This window comes from Parabacteroides acidifaciens (assembly GCF_003363715.1).
Taxonomy (GTDB): domain Bacteria; phylum Bacteroidota; class Bacteroidia; order Bacteroidales; family Tannerellaceae; genus Parabacteroides; species Parabacteroides acidifaciens.
Map to the genome: position 1 here is coordinate 72,822 of NZ_QREV01000016.1, position 20,870 is coordinate 93,691.

At 44.0% G+C, this 20,870-nt stretch carries 13 protein-coding genes; 12 read left to right on the forward strand and 1 reads right to left on the reverse strand.

The window, feature by feature from the left end; translation table 11 throughout:
* Positions 1 to 119: 119 nt before the first annotated feature.
* The 6 genes from DWU89_RS09015 (at position 120) to DWU89_RS09040 (ending at position 10,737) form a co-directional block, all read left to right on the forward strand.
* Entirely contained in the window at positions 120 to 677 is a 558-nt protein-coding gene (locus DWU89_RS09015) for an RNA polymerase sigma-70 factor (protein WP_115499318.1), read from the forward strand.
* Between the two features lie 111 nt (positions 678 to 788).
* On the forward strand, positions 789 to 2,786 hold the full coding sequence (locus DWU89_RS09020; protein ID WP_115499319.1) for a glucosidase family protein: 1,998 nt from the start codon (positions 789 to 791) through the stop codon (positions 2,784 to 2,786).
* A 31-nt stretch (positions 2,787 to 2,817) separates the two neighbouring features.
* A complete protein-coding gene (locus DWU89_RS09025; protein ID WP_115499320.1) occupies positions 2,818 to 3,762 on the forward strand; it encodes a FecR family protein in 945 nt (314 codons plus the stop codon).
* Positions 3,763 to 3,984: 222 nt separating this feature from the next.
* Positions 3,985 to 7,245: a TonB-dependent receptor gene (locus tag DWU89_RS09030; RefSeq protein WP_244205883.1), complete on the forward strand. Its 3,261-nt coding sequence runs from the start codon at positions 3,985 to 3,987 to the stop codon at positions 7,243 to 7,245.
* A gap of 15 nt (positions 7,246 to 7,260) precedes the next feature.
* Positions 7,261 to 8,946 carry a RagB/SusD family nutrient uptake outer membrane protein gene (locus DWU89_RS09035; protein ID WP_115499322.1) on the forward strand — a complete coding sequence of 562 codons (1,686 nt, stop codon included), beginning with the start codon at positions 7,261 to 7,263 and terminating at the stop codon, positions 8,944 to 8,946.
* A 201-nt stretch (positions 8,947 to 9,147) separates the two neighbouring features.
* On the forward strand, positions 9,148 to 10,737 hold the full coding sequence (locus DWU89_RS09040; RefSeq protein WP_115499323.1) for a glycoside hydrolase family 43 protein: 1,590 nt from the start codon (positions 9,148 to 9,150) through the stop codon (positions 10,735 to 10,737).
* A 597-nt stretch (positions 10,738 to 11,334) separates the two neighbouring features.
* Here DWU89_RS09040 and DWU89_RS09045 read toward each other — a convergent pair.
* Positions 11,335 to 12,129, reverse strand: coding sequence for a phosphatidylinositol-specific phospholipase C/glycerophosphodiester phosphodiesterase family protein (locus DWU89_RS09045; protein ID WP_115499324.1), 795 nt, complete (start codon positions 12,127 to 12,129; stop codon positions 11,335 to 11,337).
* A 139-nt stretch (positions 12,130 to 12,268) separates the two neighbouring features.
* Here DWU89_RS09045 and DWU89_RS09050 point away from each other — a divergent pair, with 139 nt between their 5' ends.
* The 6 genes from DWU89_RS09050 (at position 12,269) to DWU89_RS09075 (ending at position 20,775) form a co-directional block, all read left to right on the forward strand.
* Positions 12,269 to 12,883, forward strand: a complete 615-nt coding sequence (locus DWU89_RS09050) for an RNA polymerase sigma-70 factor (RefSeq protein WP_115499325.1) — start codon at positions 12,269 to 12,271, stop codon at positions 12,881 to 12,883.
* A gap of 135 nt (positions 12,884 to 13,018) precedes the next feature.
* Positions 13,019 to 14,017, forward strand: coding sequence for a FecR family protein (locus DWU89_RS09055; RefSeq protein WP_115499326.1), 999 nt, complete (start codon positions 13,019 to 13,021; stop codon positions 14,015 to 14,017).
* A 48-nt stretch (positions 14,018 to 14,065) separates the two neighbouring features.
* Positions 14,066 to 17,287 (forward strand): TonB-dependent receptor, encoded by a 3,222-nt coding sequence (locus DWU89_RS09060; protein ID WP_115499327.1) that lies wholly within the window; start codon positions 14,066 to 14,068, stop codon positions 17,285 to 17,287.
* A gap of 23 nt (positions 17,288 to 17,310) precedes the next feature.
* The gene (locus DWU89_RS09065) at positions 17,311 to 19,041 is read left to right on the forward strand and encodes a RagB/SusD family nutrient uptake outer membrane protein (protein ID WP_115499328.1); all 1,731 of its coding nucleotides are present in this window, start codon (positions 17,311 to 17,313) and stop codon (positions 19,039 to 19,041) included.
* A 22-nt stretch (positions 19,042 to 19,063) separates the two neighbouring features.
* Positions 19,064 to 20,038 (forward strand): family 43 glycosylhydrolase, encoded by a 975-nt coding sequence (locus DWU89_RS09070; protein ID WP_115499329.1) that lies wholly within the window; start codon positions 19,064 to 19,066, stop codon positions 20,036 to 20,038.
* Between the two features lie 182 nt (positions 20,039 to 20,220).
* Entirely contained in the window at positions 20,221 to 20,775 is a 555-nt protein-coding gene (locus DWU89_RS09075; protein ID WP_115499335.1) for an RNA polymerase sigma-70 factor, read from the forward strand.
* The last annotated feature ends 95 nt before the right edge of the window (positions 20,776 to 20,870 follow it).

The following is a 20,870-nucleotide window of genomic DNA, read 5'->3' on the forward strand; positions in this document are numbered from 1 at the left end:
ACAAAATGTTACATTCGGGGCTGGGGCTTTGATTGGAGCGGTGCAATTGATGATGGATTTTTGGGCAATATGTTTAATTACAAAAAATTGTCATATCTTTATCGATCAAAAGAAAAGCCATGGAGACAACAACCTCGGATATAAAAGCTTTTAATAAGTTGTTTGCTGATTATCATGGATTGTTTGTGCGTTTCGCCAACACGTATATTCAAGATGATGCGGCAGCTGAGGATATTGCTGTCGAGGGAATTATGTACTATTGGGAAAACCGCCATACGCTTGCTTCCGACTCGAATATTCCGGCCTATATCCTGGAAACGATCAAACATAAATGTCTGAATTATCTCCGCCACCTTCGTGTCCGTGAAGATGTGGAACAACGTCTTCGGGAGCATCAGCAACGTGTGACTAACCTGCGTATTGTCACCCTCGAAGCCTGCGACCCGCAGGAAATTTTCAGTGACGAGGCCCAACGCCTGGTGGACGAGGCTTTGGCGATGATGTCCGATAAAACCCGGCAAATCTTTATCATGAGCCGCTATGAGAATAAGACTTATCCGGAAATTGCCGCCCATTTCTCCCTGTCGGTCAAAAGTGTCGAATTTCATATATCCAAAGCCTTGAAGATACTGAAGGTGAAGCTGAAAGATTATATGACAATAATCTTGTTTCTGTAAGAGAAAATCGTTTTCCGGGAAAAACAATCTGTTTATTTAGGGGGTATCTTTGTTGAGGTGCTTATAAATATATGGAACTTGAAAAACACATCACCAATATTTGTAAATAATATGAGAAAACGAATCTATTGCCTTTTGTCCCTTCTGTGGATTAGCTGTATTTCCATTTCGGCCGCTGACCGTTGGACGATTAATTCTGCCGGTGGCATCACTTGGCAGGTGGATGAAAAAATACCGCATGAAGATCATATCGAAATGAGTGGGTTGAAAGTGTCGACCGTCCTCCGTTACGGAGTCGATGCAAACGGGGCTTTTATGTTGAACCGTAGCATGGTCTGGCCGATGCTGCGTACGATTCCGAATAATACGCATGCCAGCCTGATGCGCCGTTTTGCCTGGAATGTGACGGATATGGTCGAGGTGAACGGGCAGTCTCTTTTAAATGAAAAAGTGAAAGATATTACCTTGAATGGAACGATGGTCGTGCAAAGCGAATATCAGCTTCCCCGTAAAGGTAAACTCGAACTGACCCGTATTTTGTTCCCTTCTGTCGCAAGTCCTGCTTTTTGTGAAAAGTATATATTGCGGAATGTCGGCGAATCCGCGGTATCGGTCGAGATCCCTTCTTCCCGTTCTGTTGTCGAAACGGATGCGGCGAAAGGGGTGGACGGGAGTTATAAACTGGTTGCTACGATTGCAGGCCAGACCGCCTGTCAGCTACAGCCGGGTGAAGAGCTTTCTTTTAGTGCTACTTTTGCCGGGTATAAAAAGAATGAAAACGAACAGGTGTTTGATATAGACCGGGAATTGAAGGCACGCCAAAGTTTGATTGCCGGATTCTGGGATAACCTGATACTGGAAACACCCGATCCTGTGATTAATACCATGTTTGCCTTTGCCAAGATACGCGGGGCCGAAAGTATTTATGATACGAAGGGAGGCCTGATGCATGGTCCCGGCGGAGAATCTTACTATGCCGCTATCTGGGCAAACGACCAGGCGGAATATATCAATCCGTTCTTCCCTTATCTGGGATATGAGATCGGGAATCGTTCGGCGTTGTGTTCTTACGAACATTTTGCCCGCTTTATGAATCCGGAATATAAGCCGTTGCCCAGTTCGATTATTGCCGAGGGCACGGATATCTGGGCCGGAGCAGGTGATCGCGGTGATGCTGCCATGGTTGCCTACGGCGCTTCGCGTTATGCGCTGTCGCGTGGGGATAAAGCCGAAGCAGAGAAACTTTGGCCTTTGATTGAATGGACACTCGAATATTGCCGGCGTAACCTGAATGAAGGCGGTGTCGTGGCTTCCGATGCCGACGAATTGGAGGGACGTTTTCCGGCAGGGAAAGCGAACCTTTGCACCTCTTCCCTCTATTATGATGCGCTGCGTTCGGCCGTTTATCTGGGTAAGGATCTGGGCAAACAGGCTTCACAGCTGGCTGGATATACCAAGCAGGCGGAGATCTTGAAGAAGAATATCGATCGCTATTTTGGCGGAACGGTTGAAGGCTTCAATACATATCAATACTATGAAGGTAACGATGTGCTGCGTTCCTGGATTTGCATTCCGTTGACTGTCGGAATTTACGACCGGAAAGATGCAACCATACAAGCTCTGTTTTCTCCGCGTCTTTGGACGGAAAACGGCTTGCTGACACAGGCCGGAAGTGAAACGTTCTGGGACCGTTCGACTCTGTATGCCCTGCGGGGTGTGTATGCTTGCGGTGAAACGGAAAAGGCAACCGATTATCTGAAATTTTATTCGAATCAACGCCTGCTGGGCGAACATGTTCCGTATGCAATCGAGGCATGGCCGGAAGGAAGTCAGCGACATCTGTCTGCCGAAAGCGGTTTGTATTGCCGGATTATCACGGAAGGAATGTTCGGTATTCGTCCGACCGGCCTGAATTCGTTCGTCTTTACTCCGCGTCTTCCGCAGGAATGGGATCATATGAATTTGCGGAAGATCTGCGCTTTCGATAAAGTATTCGATATTGAAGTGAAGCGTATTGACGGCAAGTTACAAGTCGTCGTTGCTACCGATGGAAAAGTCATCAGTAACCGGAAAATAAGAGAAGGTGAAAATATTCGTATAAAATTTTAGGGGGTCTCTTTTCTGAGGTGCTTATTAATATATGGACAGAAAAGTTTTACAACGTTTTTTTGCAGGAACAGCCTCTTTTGAAGAGGAAGAGGCTGTTTGTAACTGGGTGGATGCTTCCGATGAAAACAGGGAAGAGCTGATCCGGGAACGGAAGTATTTTGACATCTTGTTGCTGCGTAGGACAGGGGAGAGCGATATGGCATCGTCTGTACGTCGTTTCCGTCTGTTTTCTGTTATCAGGGAATCCTTGAAGATTGCAGTTGCGATTTCCATACTGGTAGTCTCTACTTTGTATATATATAATAATGCAGTGAAAACGGCACCTCCGATTGCCATGAATAAGATCGTTGTTCCTCCGGGGCAGCGGGTGAACATCATATTATCCGACGGCACGAATGTTTGGCTGAATGCTTGTAGTGAAATGATCTATCCAGGTTCTTTTACTCAGGAGTCGCGTAATGTGTCTTTGAAAGGGGAAGCCTATTTTGATGTATCCAAGGATGCCAAACATCCTTTTGTCGTGCAGACAAAGAAATGTGATATAAAGGTTTTGGGTACGAAATTCAATGTTCAGGCAGATGAACAGGATAATGAGTTTTCGGCGGCTTTGTTAGAAGGCTCTATTGAATTGACGGATAAAATAAAGCCGGATGCTAAAATTCAGCTTTCTCCGATGACAAAGGCCGAGTGGAAGAATGGGGAGATGGTGATCGATTCGATTCGTAATCTGGATGACTATCGCTGGAAGGAGGGATTGATCTGTTTCGAGAATATTCGTTTTGCTGATTTGATGGAGCGTTTTGAGAGAACTTATGATATCCGTATCATCATTCAGAATAAAAAGCTGAATGACTATAAATGCAGTGGTAAATGCCGTATCTCGGATGGTGTGGATTTCATTTTGCAGGTATTGCAACGTAGTACTCATTTTACTTTTTCCCGCAACGACGATAATACGGTTATTTATATAAAGTAAATGTAAATCTTAAATTTAAAACTGAAAAAGCCTATGGAATGAAGAATAAACAGAAAGAGAGAGTAATGTAAAAGGCGATGAATCTCGCACATTCATCGCCTTACAACTAACACATGTTTTTAAACAAGTATTAATCTTTAATATTACAAAGTTATGAATAAAATTCCTTTGTCGGGGTTTTGTCTTGCACTAAAATCACGGCATAAACATTTATTTAGGATAATGAGAATAACCTATATGTTCTTATTTGCAGCCATTTTCTGCTTGCATGCGGAGAATGCGATATCGCAAAAGATCACCTTACAAGGTGATAATCTTTCATTGAAAGATTATTTGAACACCATTGAAAAGCAGACGGAGTATTTGTTTATTTACGATGCCGGCGTCAATGTGAACAAGAAGATTTCCGTGAATTTAGTTGGCAAATCCATAAAGGAGGTACTGGATAACCTTTCTACACAGTTAGGATTGAGTTATTCGCAGAAAGGTACCTATGTTGTTTTGTCCAGTTATAAAGTAAAAGAAGTACCTGCTGTTGCCGAAGTCACTCAGCAGAAGAAGAAAATCACCGGTATTGTAACAGATTATCTGGGTGAACCGATTATCGGTGCCAATGTGATAGAGAAAGGTACAACGAATGGTATTATTACCGATATAAATGGTAAGTTTGCGTTGGAAGTAGCCCCTGGTGCAATTGTTCAGGTTTCATATCTCGGGTATAACACACAGGAAGTGAAAGTGGGTAATCAGTCTACACTGACTTTTAAGTTGACTGAAGATATGCAGACTTTGAACGAAATCGTAGTCGTTGGTTACGGAACGATGCGGCGCAAGGATGTGGTCAGCTCGATCACGACAATTTCCTCCGAAGATCTGAATGTGGGTGTCTACACGACTCCGGGTGAATTGTTGCAAGGTAAGGTCCCGGGGCTTGTGGTCACACAAGATGCCAACCCTAATGCGCAAAATGTCCATCTTACTCTGCGTGGTGCCTCCACATTCCGTTCAGGCGCGGCACAAGAACCGTACTACATCGTCGACGGTGTTCCGGGCGTCGATCTTTCTCTTGTCTCTCCTGATGATATTGAGAATATCGATGTGCTCCGTGATGCTTCGGCTACTGCCATCTATGGTTCTAAAGCAGCCAACGGCGTAATTATAGTGACGACGAAGAAAGGGAAGGAAGGACGTACCAATGTAACCTATTCCGGCTATGTGGCAGCAAGCACAGTGGCAAAGAAATATGATGTGATGGACGCCGACGAATATCGCGCATGGATGAAAGAAAACAATATGAACATTGCCGGCGGGCAGGACCTTGGGGTCAATACCAACTGGCAGGACGAAGTGGAACGTACAGGCTTTAGTCATAATCATGCCCTGTCGGTGTCAGGGGGAAATGAGAAGACAACTTTCCAGACCAGTTTCAACTACATGAAGAATTCGGGTGTCATAATGGATACGGATCTCGAGCGTTTCATCGGCCGTTCTTTCGTACAGACAAAAACGTTGAAAGACCATTTGATCCTTTCGCTTAACCTGAATGCGAGCTTGACTCAACGTAACGATATTAAGGCTGAATTCGACGGAAAGAGCGCTTATGACGCCATGGCTTATTACATGCCGACGTCTCCGGTGAGAAATGAGGATGGTTCCTGGTTTGAAAACTTGGCTATCGACCAGTATTATAACCCGGTTTCTATGATCAAAGAGCAGACGAACTTCTACAAGACGAAGCGCATTCTTGCTACCGGAACAGCCCAGTTGAACATTATCGACGGTTTGGACTACCATGCAAGCCTTTCTTATCAGAACAGTAACAATTCCTACAACCGTTACGCTTCCAGCAAATACATTGGTAACCGTGGAGACAATGGGTATGCCCTGCGCCAGAATATGGAAGATACTCGTAAAGTGTTCGAGACATATCTGAACTTCAATAGAACATTCAGGGATGTTCATACAGTAGGCGCTATGGTCGGTTACTCTTGGGAAGAGAGCAACGACAATGACGGTTTTCAGGCAATGGCACGCGGATTCTATGACGACCAGCTAAGTTATCATAACCTCGGAATGTCTAATTACAATGAACGTAATGACTATGGGAACCAGCTGCTTTCTACACTTCGTATGATTTCTTACTATGGACGTTTCAACTATTCTTATGCCGGTAAATACCTGCTTCAGGCCTCTGTACGTCGTGACGGCTCTTCAGCCTTCGGTAAGAACAACCGTTGGGCGACATTTCCCTCCGGTAGTGTGGCATGGCGTTTAAGCGAAGAAGATTTCATCAAGAATCTCAATATATTCGACGATTTGAAGTTTCGGGTAGGCTATGGTGTTAGTGGTAACTCTTTAGGATTCGATGTATTCTCCGCTTTACAGCTGTATGGAACGAATGGCTGGACTACCGATTCCAGCGGCAAACAAATCCAGGCACTTGCTCCTGCACGTAATGCTAACCCTGATTTGAAGTGGGAAAAGACCAGTATGTTCAACGTTGGTGTTGACTTCGGTTTCTTCAAGAATCGCTTGAACGGTACTATCGAGTACTACAGCAAGGATACAAAAGATCTTATTGCTGACTATAATGTCTCTACGGCCAAGTATCTTTATGGTACGATGACTGCCAATGTAGGCGAGATCACCAATAAAGGCGTAGAACTTACTGTTAATGCTGTTCCTGTTCAGACAAAGGACTGGCGCTGGAATACGACATTAAACCTTTCTCACAACAAGAACAATGTCAAGAGGATATCCAATGATGAGTTCTCGCGTGACTTTATCGAGTTTGACGATTCGGAAATGCACCTTCGCGGCCAGTCAGGCTATCGTGCTCAGCGTATTATCGAAGGCAAACCTATCGGTACATTCTTCATTTACGAATGGGCAGGCTACAACGATGAAGGCCGTTCTGTCTTCTACGCACATGACGGCAAAACTGGTGAGCGTCTGGTTAACGCAGATGGCTCTTACGAGACCACTGCCTCTCCACAGGAGAAAGACCGTGCCGTTGTCGGTAATGCACAGCCTGACCTGACAGTGGGTTGGAATAACACCGTTTCATTCAAAAAGTGGAGTCTTACCACATTCTTCACAGGCGTATTCGGCAACGATATCCTGAATGCGTCGAAAGCAAGCCTTTCCAATATGTCTGAAGTCGGTTCGCGTAACTTCCTTAGCAGCGTCCGCTCTACGGAGAAGGTTACCGACGGTAATTCAGCTATTATCAGTAACCGTTATATCGAGAACGGAAGCTATATTCGTTTGCAAAGTCTCTCCCTTGGGTATGATTTTGGAAATGTGGGCTCTTGGGTTAATGACCTGCGCCTGACTGTGACGGCTAATAATGTATTCACCATAACCGGTTATGATGGCATAGATCCGGAAGTATCACTGAGTGGACGCGCTCCCGGCATCGATAACCGTATGACTTATCCGCGTACACGTACCTTTATGTTTGGTGTAAATATTAACTTCTAAATTGAAATACATAAGATGAAAACTTTCAATATAAAGACAATAACGGCTGCTGCCGGCGTTTTTCTCATTTTGGGTGGCTGTACAGACCTTGATGTCGACATTAAGTCGCAATATACCGGACTGCCGACAGGACAGCAAGCTGTAGATGCTATCTCCGGTTCCATTTATACCCGCACTGTAGCAGTTGGTGAAGGCTGGTTTGTCCTTAACAACATCAGCTCCGATGTTGCCATGTGTGTGTCTATGGATGGTAACTGGTATGATGGTGGTATCTATGTGCGTGAAACCCTGCACCAGTGGAACCAGGAAGGGGATGCCGGACACTTGAAAGGGATATGGGACGATGCCTTCGGTGGTATTGTTTCGTGTAACACCGTGCTTGCCCAATTAGATGAGGCAGACCGCAATGGTAAATTGGGAGCTGCTGCACGATGCATGCGCGCTTACTTCTATTACTTCCTTACTGATAACTTTGGTGCAGTTCCTTTGATGGAAAAATTCGGCGACGTGCCTGACACCCGTACCCCACGTTCGGAGATGATAAAGTTCTGCGAGAAAGAACTTCTTGCCGTTCGTGACTTGCTTCCGAGCGAAATTGATGCTAGTACTTACGGCAAGGCTACACGTTATGTGGCTGACGCCTTGCTTGCCAAGATCTATCTGAACTGGCAGGTTTATATGAATGACGACGTAACCAAGTATGAACCGACGGAAGCTAATCCGAAGTTGAACGAATGTATCGCGATGTGCGATGACATCATTAGCAGCGGCCAGTTCAACCTTGCTACCGGTTACGTCAGAAAGTTCATGCCGGACAATGGTCCGCAAGTAAAGGATTTCATTTTCGCCGTTCCTTTCGACCACAAACTCTTCCAGGGAAATAAAGTTATGCGTTACTGGAGCTATAGAAACGGCCATGAGCAGTTCAGCGCAGTATTGGGATGGAAGTATCCTTCAAATCCTGGTGGGCTTATGCGTATGAATCCGGAATATGCAGACAAGTTCAACTTGGAGGGTGATGAACGTAATCAGGTCATCCTGCGCGGAGAACAGAACTTATACTGCATCGATGGCTATGTGACCGACCAGCCGTTCATCAAGTCTACTACAAAGATCGACGAGGACGAACTTTACACCGGTTCGGATCCCGATGCAAAAGTAGACCATCGCGTAAACTTCACACGTGATGTTTACATCCGCGACGGACTGTCCAATGGTGTTGCCCAGCTTAATGTAGGCAATGACCTTATCGGTCGTGAAATGGGCTATCGCTCCATTAAGTTCTTTCCCGACAAGAACATGACAGCCGATGATGGCCACAATCAGAGCCAGGATGCACCTGTATTCCGTTATGCCGATATTCTGCTGATGAAAGCAGAAGCCATCCTGCGTGGCGGGATGAGTACTAATGGCGATACTCCAAAATCTCTGTTGAACCAGATACGTTCTTATGTGAATGCACCGCAAGCAACGGAGAATCCTTCTTTGAATGATATCCTTGACGAGCGTGCACGAGAATTGCTCGACGAACCTTGGCGTCGCAACGACCTGATCCGTTTTGGCAAGTTCGAAGATCCGACTCCTTTCCGCGCTCTTTATGCACAAAAAGAGTTGAAGGAGAAGTTCCGCCGTATCTTCCCTATCGCCAAGAATACATTGGAAACGAATTCCAGCTGGGGACAGAATCCCGGATATGAATAATGGAGGAAGAATAAGAAACTACAAATTTAAGGTGTGCCCGAAAGAATATTCTGTGTCGATCCTAAGTTCAAAATGATTACGTGTTGCGGGTTGACGAAAACATACGGCATTCCTGAATTGTGAGGAAGGGCATGTCGGAACATCCGCAGATAGTTCCGGCAGCCCTTTTTTATTGGCAAATACCTTATATAAAGTCAGATCATGAGAAATAAAATAGTGTTGTTAATAAGCCTTTTGCTGGTGAGATCCTTTTGTGTGAGTGCTCAGGTTTGGTTGCCTGACAATGGCGATGGCACGTACACGAACCCGATTATTCATGCGGACTATTCCGATCCTGATGTGATTCGTGTAAATGATGATTATTATATGGTCGCATCCAGTTTTACCTGTGCTCCCGGAATACCTGTGTTGCATTCTAAAGATTTGGTCAACTGGACGATTATCAATCATGTATATTCAGGATTGCCCTTTGACCGTTACAAATATCCGGCACACGGGCAAGGCTCCTGGGCTCCTTCGATACGTTATCATAACAGAGTGTTTTATGTCTATTTCTGCACACCGGAAGAAGGTTTGTTCGTTGCCCGTACGGATGATCCGGCAGGGGAGTGGAATTTAAAGAATATATTGAAAGTCTCGCAATGGGAAGATCCGTGTCCTTTCTGGGATGATAACGGGAACGCTTATCTGATCAGGAGTAAACTTTGCGGGGGACCGGCCTATCTTCACCGGATGGCGGAAGATGGGCTTAGTTTGCTGGACAACGGGAAGATTGTATATTGGGATAATGAGGAGAATCCGGTCTTAGAAGGATTGAAAATGATGAAACGGAACGGCTGGTATTATATTTTGGCACCGGCAGGAGGCGTTTCTACGGGATGGCAGACCGTGTTACGGTCTAAAAGCATAGAAGGCCCTTATGAATCCAGGAAAGTGTTGAAAGAAGGCAACGGGATCAACGGTCCTCATCAGGGAGGATTGGTTGATACGCAAACAGGGGAATGGTGGTTCATTCATTTCCAGGATAAAAACGCTTACGGTAGGATCGTCCATTTACAGCCGGCACGATGGGTCGATGATTGGCCTGTAATCGGGTTGGACGAAAAGGGGGAAGGGTGTGGAATTCCGGCCCTCAGACATAAGAAACCGGACGTGGGTGTGACTTGCCCGGTCGAAACGCCTCAGACTTCTGACGAATTTGACGGCGTGTCGTTGGGATTGCAATGGCAATGGCAAGCTATGGAGCAAAGCCAATGGTATTCTCTTTCCGCTTCTAAAGGAAATATCCGTTTGTATGCGGTTTCCTCTCCGACGGAAGAGGGTAACCTCTACTATTCCGGTAATCTTCTATTGCAAAAACTACCGGCTCCTGAATTCAGCGCTACGGCCAAAATGAACATATCGGCTTTGCAGGACGGAGAAAGAGCGGGGATCGTCATGATGGGAAATTATCATACTTACCTTTGTGCCCGGAACCAAGGCGGTAAAAAAGAGATCGTGTTGTATGAAGGGAAGCAGGAGACCTGTGGCTTTCCTCCGAAGGAGTTGGAAGCTGTAGAGCATGATGCCGAAAGTCTGTGGTTGAAGGTCGATGTATTTCCGAACGCGACCTGTAGATACTCATATAGCGTAAACAGCCTTGAATACGTTCCGCTCGATTTTACATTGAAGATAGATAAAGGGCAATGGATTGGTGCAAAGGTCGGACTTTTCTGTATTAACCCGGACATTACGGATGGAAAAGGATTTGTTGATGTGGATTATTTCCACGTTGAAGGGTTGACGAAATAGCGATATGCGAGCAGGGCACAGACCGCTAAATCATCATTTATGGTTAAAAACTTCTTATGTTTAGACCTTCTGCAAATTGAAAAATAGACAATAACCCCTATTTCTGCCATTTTTCTATTTCATCCGAAATCTTGATCGATTTTGGATTGACTTTTTTTGTGGTTTTAGCCATCTCGTCTGACAATAGGAGGAATGAAGTGCCGGGACTGTCCCGAAAAGCATGCAATTTGATTGCCGGAAGCCGGAAACACCAGCAAAGTGATAAACCTTAACTCTCGGAGAATCGAATATTTGCGAACGAAGACGAACTGCGTTCCAAATATCCCAAGGAAATTTTAGGGACTTGTAGCCGTGAGGTGCGCAGAAAATTGCCTTGACCCGGCACTTCATCGCTCTGAAGGTTGACTTCGTACTATATGAAGTCCGACTTCAGGGCAATAAAGTTCCGGATCAGAGCAATAAAGTCCCTCTTCGCTGTGATAAGGTTCCGGATCATAAGAAAAAGCTCCTTTTTGACGGCTGAAAAGTGGATTAACATTTGTTTGGTTTCGGATGTTTTTTTACCCTGAAAAACACGTTTTATACAATAAGCTAACGTTATTGTCGTGAAGTTTGCTGAAGTATCTCATCCAGCGCTTTCAGGTCATCCGCTCCGATCAGGTCTACGCCTTCCTGTATGAAGAGTTTTTTGAACAGAGGTTTGTCCGGCGCTCCCCACCAGCGGAAGAGCTTTCCTTCTGCATGGGTCTGGCGGATGTATTCGCGCATTTTTTCGAGTTTGTCGGCCGGTATTTCTCCATCGCCTTTCCAATTGATATACTTTGAATAGTTATCGCTGATAACAGGCATTAATGCAGCCGGGATCCCTTTTCCCAGATCGTCGATCGTGCCGTCGAGGAAGATGAAACGGTTGGTTTCGGCGGCAATTGCTTTACGCGGGCTTCTGCCCGACAGGTAGAACAGGATAGCCGCCTCCTGCAATTTTCCCTCTTTTTCGTGGCAAAACAGGGATTCGTATGCTTCCAGTTTCTTTTTCAGGACAGGATACATCGCTTCGCCGTCTGTCTTGCAGTCCACCATCAGATAGAACGGACGGTCGCTGCCGGGATACACTTTCCCATTGTTCTTTTTGATCCGTTCTACCAAAGGCAGCAGATATAGTTTATCAAATGTGATATCCGGGTTGGGGGCGACCGTGTCGTGCGATACATACAATTCCCCGTCTATGAGCCACAAGTCCGCTTCCACGCAGTTGAAGTTAAACGAAAGAGCGTCGAATAGCGGATGAGTACGTTCGTAATCATTGTGGGAGAATGCATTGTAATGGACTGTCTGGGCCTGCAACGAATAAGAGAGCAGGCTGATGAATAGTAAGATGATTCTATGTTTCATATGGCTGATTATTTATGCGGGTAAAGATAAACAGTTTTATTTGTTTTCTAAGAATATTGTTTACATTTGCCTTGATCAATCGAATAAACCATGAACAGGGAGATAAGGTATCGCTCATGGGATAAGCAGAAATTCTGATATGAAGAACTTCACAGACGAGAAAATATTATTGCAGGAGATAAAAGACGGAAACGGCGAAGCATTCGAGTTCCTGTTCAACAGTTATTATCCTCGATTGCGGGGATATGCCGCTCGTTTTGTGAATGACGACGAAGCTGTCCGGGATATTATCCAGGAAAGTTTTCTGAAGTTCTGGGAGAAACGCGATCTGATAGAAGCAGTCTCCGTCTCGTCCCTTCTTTTTGCAATGGTGCGGAATGCCTGTCTCAATTATTTGAAACATCTGCGGCTGGTCGAGCAACATAGCCTGGAACATTTGGATGCGGTGGCCGGGCAGGAAGAACTTTATTATTGGGATTTTAATCTGGGACCTGAACATACCCTTCTGTATAAAGAACTGCAAGAACAGGTCAAGATCGTAATGAATGACCTGCCGTCGCGTTGCCGCGAAGTTTTCGAGATGAGCCGCTTCAGGAAAATGAAAAACCGGGAGATTGCGGATGCTCTCCAGATATCGACTACGGCAGTCGAAAAACATATAGCCAAAGCTTTAGCCCGCTTTTCCGTACATTTCAAGGAAAAATATCCATTGGATATATATATTGCGATATTGGCCTGGCTTCTTGCTGATTAATGCGGGTGAAGTCATCGTTTTCATATCAGGATAATTAGACATTTATCTTGGTATGGAATTTTTTTTGTAAAATTCAAACCTCATAGGTTGGGTAGAATTTAATTGAGTTGTTACATCATATAGAAAGCAAAAGTAATGAAAGAACAGGAGATCGATAATCATCAGTTGGCAATACGTTATTTTGAAGGACGTATTTCTCCTTCCGAAGAAGAAATTCTTTTCCGGTTTGTAAATGCCGTTCCTGAAAATAAGAATGTTTTTCGCAGATGGGAAGAAGAATGGATGCTTTCCAGTAAACTTATCCCGGAAGTTTCCAATGAATGGAGACAGTTACAACGCCGGATGCAGGTACGTCAGTCATTAAGCAGTGTGTTTAGGACTAAACACAAGCAATTGCAGCGATTTATCGCAGTCGCTGCAATTGCTTTTCTCCTATTGTTGGGAGGAACATACGGTCTCTACCAGTACCGGGCCACAGACGTAGCCGGCAATCTCTTTGCAATGGAAACTGCCTATGGCGAGAAAAGCAAGCTGATTCTGGCAGACGGCACAGTCGTATGGCTGAATGCCGGTTCTTCTTTACGTTATGCCGGTAATTTCAATACGAAAAACCGCGAAGTCTTTTTAATCGGTGAAGCCTATTTCGAGGTAATGAAGCAGTCGGATGGCACGCCTTTTACGGTGAATACCGATCATTATAGTGTATTGGTGAAAGGAACCAAATTTAATGTGTCGTCTTATCCCGAAGATATGCAGGCAAAGACGGCTTTACTGGAAGGCGCGGTCGATATCTTATATCAAGGTAAACATATACCGGTTGCACCGGGTGAATTACTGAGTCTCGATAAGCAGAACGGTAGCTTTTCCCGTCAGAAAGTGCAGGCGTCCCAATATAAATCGTGGACGGAGGGAAGAGTTGAATATGATAAAATCACACTCAACGAACTGGCAATCCGCTTATCCCGTAAGTACGACGTTCGGATTCATCTGGATGACAACTTGGAGAAAGAGGTCGCTTTCCGTGTCTCGCTTAGGAATGAAGAAACTGTCGGAGATGTCTTCCAGGCTCTCTCGGAGATCATTCCGATCCGCTACGAACGGCGGGGCAGGGATATTTATATCAAGAAACAATAGCGCAATTGTTAATATATTATTAAATCTAATTCTTTAATTTATTGGTTTATGTATAGAAAACATGTAGGAAGGGCTTTGATCCTTGCCTTGATGCTTTCTGGAGCTACCTCCATGAATGCACAGCGGATCACCCGGCAGTTTAAGAATGTTCCTTTAAAAGCTGTATTGGCAGAAGTAGAGAAAGAACTACAGTACTCCATCATTTATAAGACAGACGAAGTAAATGAGCGAAAACAGATCACGCACAATTTTAACGACGCGTCGTTGGAAGAAGTGCTGTCTGCCATATTGGACAACGGATTGACCTATTCCATTCAGGATAAGATGATCGTTATATCCAGGAAAGGAAATGCTGAACCCTCCGTTTCCCAGCAAAAACAGATCATCGTAAAAGGTATCGTGAAAGACGAAAACGGCGATCCTGTCGCCGGTGCGAATGTGGTGGAAAAAGGAACGACTAACGGCACGATTACGGATATGGACGGCGGCTTTTCTTTGTCTGTATCCGCAGGTGCAAAGTTGAGTGTGACGTATATCGGTTACCTGAATCAAGACGTCACAATAGGTAAAAACCAAACATCCTTGAATGTGCAGCTAAAAGAAGACACGCAGGCGTTGGATGAGGTGGTTGTGGTTGGTTACGGTTCTGTCAAAAAACGTGACTTAACAGGGTCTGTCTCGCAAATATCATCTTCATCGATTCAGAACCAGGCTGTAATGAAGGACCCGATGCAGGCTTTGCAGGGTAAGATTGCAGGGGCGGATATTACGATGGGAAATTCTCCGGGATCGTCTTCTACGATTGTGATTCGTGGATATAATTCGATCAATGCGGGTAATGATCCGTTAATCGTAGTAGATGATGCGCCGTTCGGCGGAAAAATAGATGAGATTAATCCGGCAGAAATTGAGTCTATCGACGTTTTAAAAGATGCTTCTTCTACTGCCATCTACGGTTCGCGTGGAGCAAACGGTGTTGTTATCATTACAACTAAACGTGCACGTAAAGATGCTAAATTGTCTGTTAGCTATGATGGTTATGTCGGTGTATCCAAATCATTCAAGAATTACGATATGATGAGTGGTGAAAAGTATGCGGACTGGAAAAGAGCGGCAAATTACGGGAAGACCGATAAGGAAATATTTGACGATATTCAGTTGAATGCATTGAATACAGGGCAGTTCGTAGATTGGCAGGACTTGATGTTTAGCGGTACGGGATATAAGACGGATCATAATGTTAGCATTAACCAGTCAAATGGGCGTAACCGTAATATGTTGGTATTAGGTTATAATAAAGATCAGAGTATTATTGATAATATGGGATATGAACGTTTCTCGGCCCGTATCAATGGTGACATGGAATTGGCTAAGAATTTGACGGTCGGATATTCTTCATTGTTGGCATTAACGACGCGCAATAACGGGGACAATAGTGTATGGAAATACGGTACCGTACTCGATCCATTGACGCAGGTTTATGATGAGAACGGAGATTTGCGTTTTTATAATAGCGGTTGGTATCAGACTGTATTACACTCAAATCCTATGTTCGATACTGATAAGAACAATGTGGATAATAAAGAAAAACGTAGTCGTGTCCTTTTAAACCTGTATGCGGACTGGGAGATAATCAAAGGATTGAAATTTCGCACGAGTTTGACGTATGGTTTATCCTCTATTGAGAATGGGGTTTATAAGAGCTCTACTTCGCAATCCCGGCAATTAGCTTCATCTTCTGCTGAATTTAAAAAGACGAATGAGCAACAGATTACTTTCACCAATGTATTGAATTATAAGAAAGTGCTGGATAAACATGCGTTTGATGTCTCATTGGTACACGATATGCAGACATCCAGAAATGAGTTGGTGGGCCTGACCGGACAAGATATGCCGTATTTTGGCTCTTGGTATAATGTAAATGAAGCACCGGATGTCTATACGCGTCTTTCTTCTATCAAAAAATGGGCGCTTCTTTCATTTATGGGAAGAATTAATTATACGTTTAAGGATCGTTATTTGTTGACCTTGACCGGCCGTTATGATGGCTCTTCGCGTTTGGCAAAAGGTAATAAATGGGACTTTTTCCCCTCTGCTGCATTGGCTTGGCGTATGAATGATGAAGCTTTCCTTAAAGAGGTCGATTGGCTTTCGAACCTGAAGCTGCGCTTAAGCTGGGGTAATTCCGGCAATACGGCAATATCCGAATATGCAACTCAGGGTGCATTAGGTAAATATGTGTATTATTTTGGAACGACGGAACAATCGGCAATGGGCTATCTTCCTACCGAATTGGCTAATAATCAATTAGGATGGGAACGTACGGAAGAATATAATGTCGGTATAGATTTCGGATTCCTGAATAATCGGATTAGCGGTTCGATTGACGGATATATCCGGAATACAAGCGATTTGTTGATGAAACGTAATTTACCGGTCAACACTGGCTATGAATTTACCTGGCAGAATGTTGGTAAAACGCGTAATTCCGGTATAGAAATAGCCTTGAACACTGTTCCTGTCGTGACTAAAGATTTCAGATGGACTGTTGATCTTACTTTCGGCTATAATAAGAATGAAATAGTTGAACTGTTTAATGGAAAAGAAGACAGTCCGGGGAATAAATGGTTTATCGGAGAACCTCTTTATGTGGAACGCCTGTATAAATATGCAGGAGTTTGGCAGTATGGCGAGGAAGAAGAGGCGGCAAGATATGGACGTGAACCCGGAGCTCCCAAGGTGGAAGATGTAAATAATAATGGAAGCTATGATCAGGATGATTTATTTACATATAATAAAATACCGAAATGGACAGCCGGTTTATCTACAGGCTTTTACTACAAGAATTTCGATTTGAATATCTATTTTTATACGCGTCAGAAATACGGACAGGTTTTAGGTATCTTGACTGATGAGGCGGGCTCTACCCGTTATAATCACTTGAATGTTGATTTCTGGACTCCGGATAATCCCGCAAATGAATGTCCGAAGCCTGCCATTACAAATCCGCAGGATTTATTGACTTCCAGTGATTATGCCTATCGGGATTTGTCATTCATCCGTTTAAAGAATATCAATTTAGGATATACACTGCCTAAGGATATCTCCCGGAAATTCTACAGTGAGAAATTCAGGATGTATTTCATGGTTGAGAATCCTTATACATGGACAAAGAGTGATTATGTTGGGCTTGACCCGGAAAACTGTAATGCTTATACGGACCATCGCCCGCTGACATCATTTGTTTTTGGTGTGAATGCAACTTTTTAATCATCTAATGAGGAATATAGAATATGAAAATACTAAATAAGATTTTAATTGGTTCGTTATCTTTATTGGCTTTGTCTGCTTGTGATTTTTTGGACGAGACAGCATATAACAAGGTAACAGTCGGTAATTTTTACACAACCAAAGAGGGAGTTACAAATGGTGTGAACGGATTGTATTCTACATTGAGGAATGTGTATATCAATGAATATTTGATCTATTTATGTGAAGGTCCTTCGGATATCTGGAACGCTTATAATGGTGGTGACCAATGGAGAAACTGGACGATAGATGCAACAAATGGTAATGTTAGGAGCCTATGGTATAATGGCTATAAGTCTATCAACCAGTGCAACTCTGTTTTAGATGCTCTTGAGAATAATGAGATTCCCGGCTTGGATAAGAGTTTAAGGATTCGTTATCAGGCAGAAGCCCTGTTTATCAGAGCGCATTATTATTATCACCTGGTTCAACAGTTTAATGATATTCCTATGCCGTTGAAGCCCACTGAATCTGTTGAAACGGAAGCACATAAGACAAATGCGGATGAAGTTTGGAAACAGATTATTTCGGATTTGGAATTTGCCATTGACAATTTGCCTGAGTCATATCCCGTGTCTGAATACGGACATATTACCAAATATGCAGCAATGCATCATTTGTCAAGAGTCTTACTTACAGTAAAACGGAGTGATGATGATTTGAAAAAAGCATTGGATTATGCAGAACAGGTAATCAATTCGGGAAAATATGCATTGGTGAAGTCCCATGCTGAATTGTGGGATATTAATAATAAACGTAATTCAGAAGTTATTTTCCCTGTTTTATATACGCAAAATGCAGAATTAAATGGGGATGGAAATACCGCACATATGTATTTCTGCTCCGCATATTCGGAAGAGCATCCGGCAGTGAAACGTGTTATTGAATATGGCAGGCCCTGGAGCCGTGAACGCTCGACCGATTATGCATTGAATTTATTTGATGAAACAATTGACAAGCGTTGGGAGGATTGCTTTATATCACGTTGGAATGTAACCGAAAATTCGGTAAAAGAAAGTATCTTTAGCCCATTCACGAAAAAGATGGAAGAAAAAGTTTGGACAAAAGGAGAATTGGCAATGATTGATCCTAAACGTCCCTGGACAAAAGAACAGATCAAAGAGGTATGGCCTGTGCTTGTATTCCAGCCGGAATATATGCGTGAACAGATCGATCCTCAAAAGGATGTTCAGTCTGTAGACAATCCAGATGCGGAATGGCCGTCGAATACACGCTTTACCAATTATAAGATGTATGCCTATCTGGTAAAGCATTTGGATCCTTTACGCCCGGAGGTTAACTGGACCCCCGGTTCCCGTGATGTGTTTGTTTTCCGTCTGGCGGATACTTATTTATTGGCGGCGGAGGCGGCATTTTTGTCTGGGAACTCTCAGAAAGCAGCTGGCTATATTAACGTAATACGCCATCGTGCGGCTATTCCGGGGCATGAGGCAGAGATGGAAATAAAACCGGCTGATGTAACAATTGACTTTATCTTGGATGAGCGGGCTCGTGAGTTGATGGGGGAAATGCATCGTTGGTATGACTTGAAACGTACAGGAAAGTTATATGAACGAATGAATAACCCGGAGATGAGCCCGGCTACAGCCGGAAAATTCAAAGAATATCATGTTTTGCGGCCTATACCTCGTGATCAGCTCACAAATGTATCAAATCCGGAAGAGTTTACACAGAATCCGGGTTATGGTAATTGATTATTCATTAAAAACGAAATAAATGATTGGACGTTTATTATTTTTGTTAGCACTTTGTCTGCCCCTTTGGGGGCAGGCTCAACATCCTCGCATGATGTACGGCGATACTTCCCGAGTCGGGGTTCCCTACTCGAAAGATCCGCATGTGGTAAACTTTAAAGGACGGTATTTGATGTATCATTCCATTCCTCCTAAAAAGGGAGATGAGGCTTCCGGCTGGAATATTGGGATTGCGGAGAGCAAAGATCTGGTTAACTGGACAAAGGCTGGTGAGATAACGCCTGCTCCCGGTGCCGATTATGAGAAAAAAGGACTATGTGCTCCCGGTGCATTGGTGAAGGATGGACAGGTGCATCTGTTTTACCAGACGTATGGAAATGGAAAGAATGATGCCATTTGCCACGCAGTTTCGGATGATGGCGTACATTTTAAAAGAAATCCGACGAACCCGATCTTTCATCCTTCCGGAGACTGGACCTGCGGGCGTGCCATAGATGCGGAAGTGTGTGAATTTAAAGGCCGTTACTTTCTTTACTTTGCAACCCGGGATAAGGATTATGACATCCAGATGCAGGGTGTCGCTGTCGCACCGGCTAACACCGGTTTCAACCGGGAAGACTGGACACAGGCGGCAGACTCCTCCATTCTGTATCCGGTATATCCGTGGGAAGGCAAATGTATCGAAGGTGCTTCGATTGCAAAAAAAGACGGCAAACTGTTTATGTTCTATGCCGGAGCTTATAATAACGCTCCCCAACAAATAGGTGTTGCGGAAAGCGAAGACGGTATTGTTTGGAAGCGCCTTTCGAAAGAACCTTTTCTGCGGAATGGCAAACCGGGTGAATGGAACTCCAGTGAATCCGGACATCCACATTTATTTACCGATCTGGATGGGCGGACATATCTGTTTTATCAGGGAAATAACGATAATGGAAAAACTTGGTATATCACACAGGAAGAGGTTTTCTGGAAAGATGGAAAACCCTATCTGAAGTAAGTAAATAAAGATTGTATTTTCGGCCTATTATTCCTAATTCTCGAAGCATAGGAATAATAGGCTTTATCTGTTTTATACACTTGTTTTTCTCACGATCCCGTAGTAAAACCGGAACAGCGACAGATAAGCTTTCGGCCTTTTGTTTTGATTATTCTGATATTTTTCGCTACTTCGCATTTATTATGAAATTACCGGAAGAGCAAAACGACTTGAAGAAGATTGCAGCCGGAAACGTAGCTGCATTTGAGCGGTTATTTTTCCGATACCAGCCGAGGTTGGTGAATTTTCTTATCGGCTTGACGCACGACAAGGAAGCCAGCCGCGATATGGCGCAGGACTTGTTTTGCTCTTTATGGAAAGACCGCGAAAAACTTAAACATGTCCGCTCTTTCTCCTCCTACCTTTTCCAGATGGCGCGTTTTACCGTGTACGACTACTTCGACCGTCTCATTGTATCGGAAAAATATACGAACGAATACCTGCAGGAAGCCTCTCCGGCCGAATCAGAGGAAGAAGCCTTGTTCGTTCGCGAACTGCAATCGATCATCAACCGTACGGTCGATCGAATGTCTCCCCAGCGAAGCAAAATCTATCGGATGAGCCGTGAGGAAGGTTTGTCTAATGACGAAATCGCTATGCGCCTCGATATCAGTAAACGGACAGTGGAAAACCACCTGACCGCCGCCCTTGCCATTCTTCGCAAAGTCCTTTATCTATTCTTTGTTATGAATATTTGAATAAATAACGGATAAACATCGGTCCTCTATTGCATGTTTGACTTGTACGGAAAAAAGTTTACACAATTAGAAAATAAAAATGTGTAAAGAAAAGC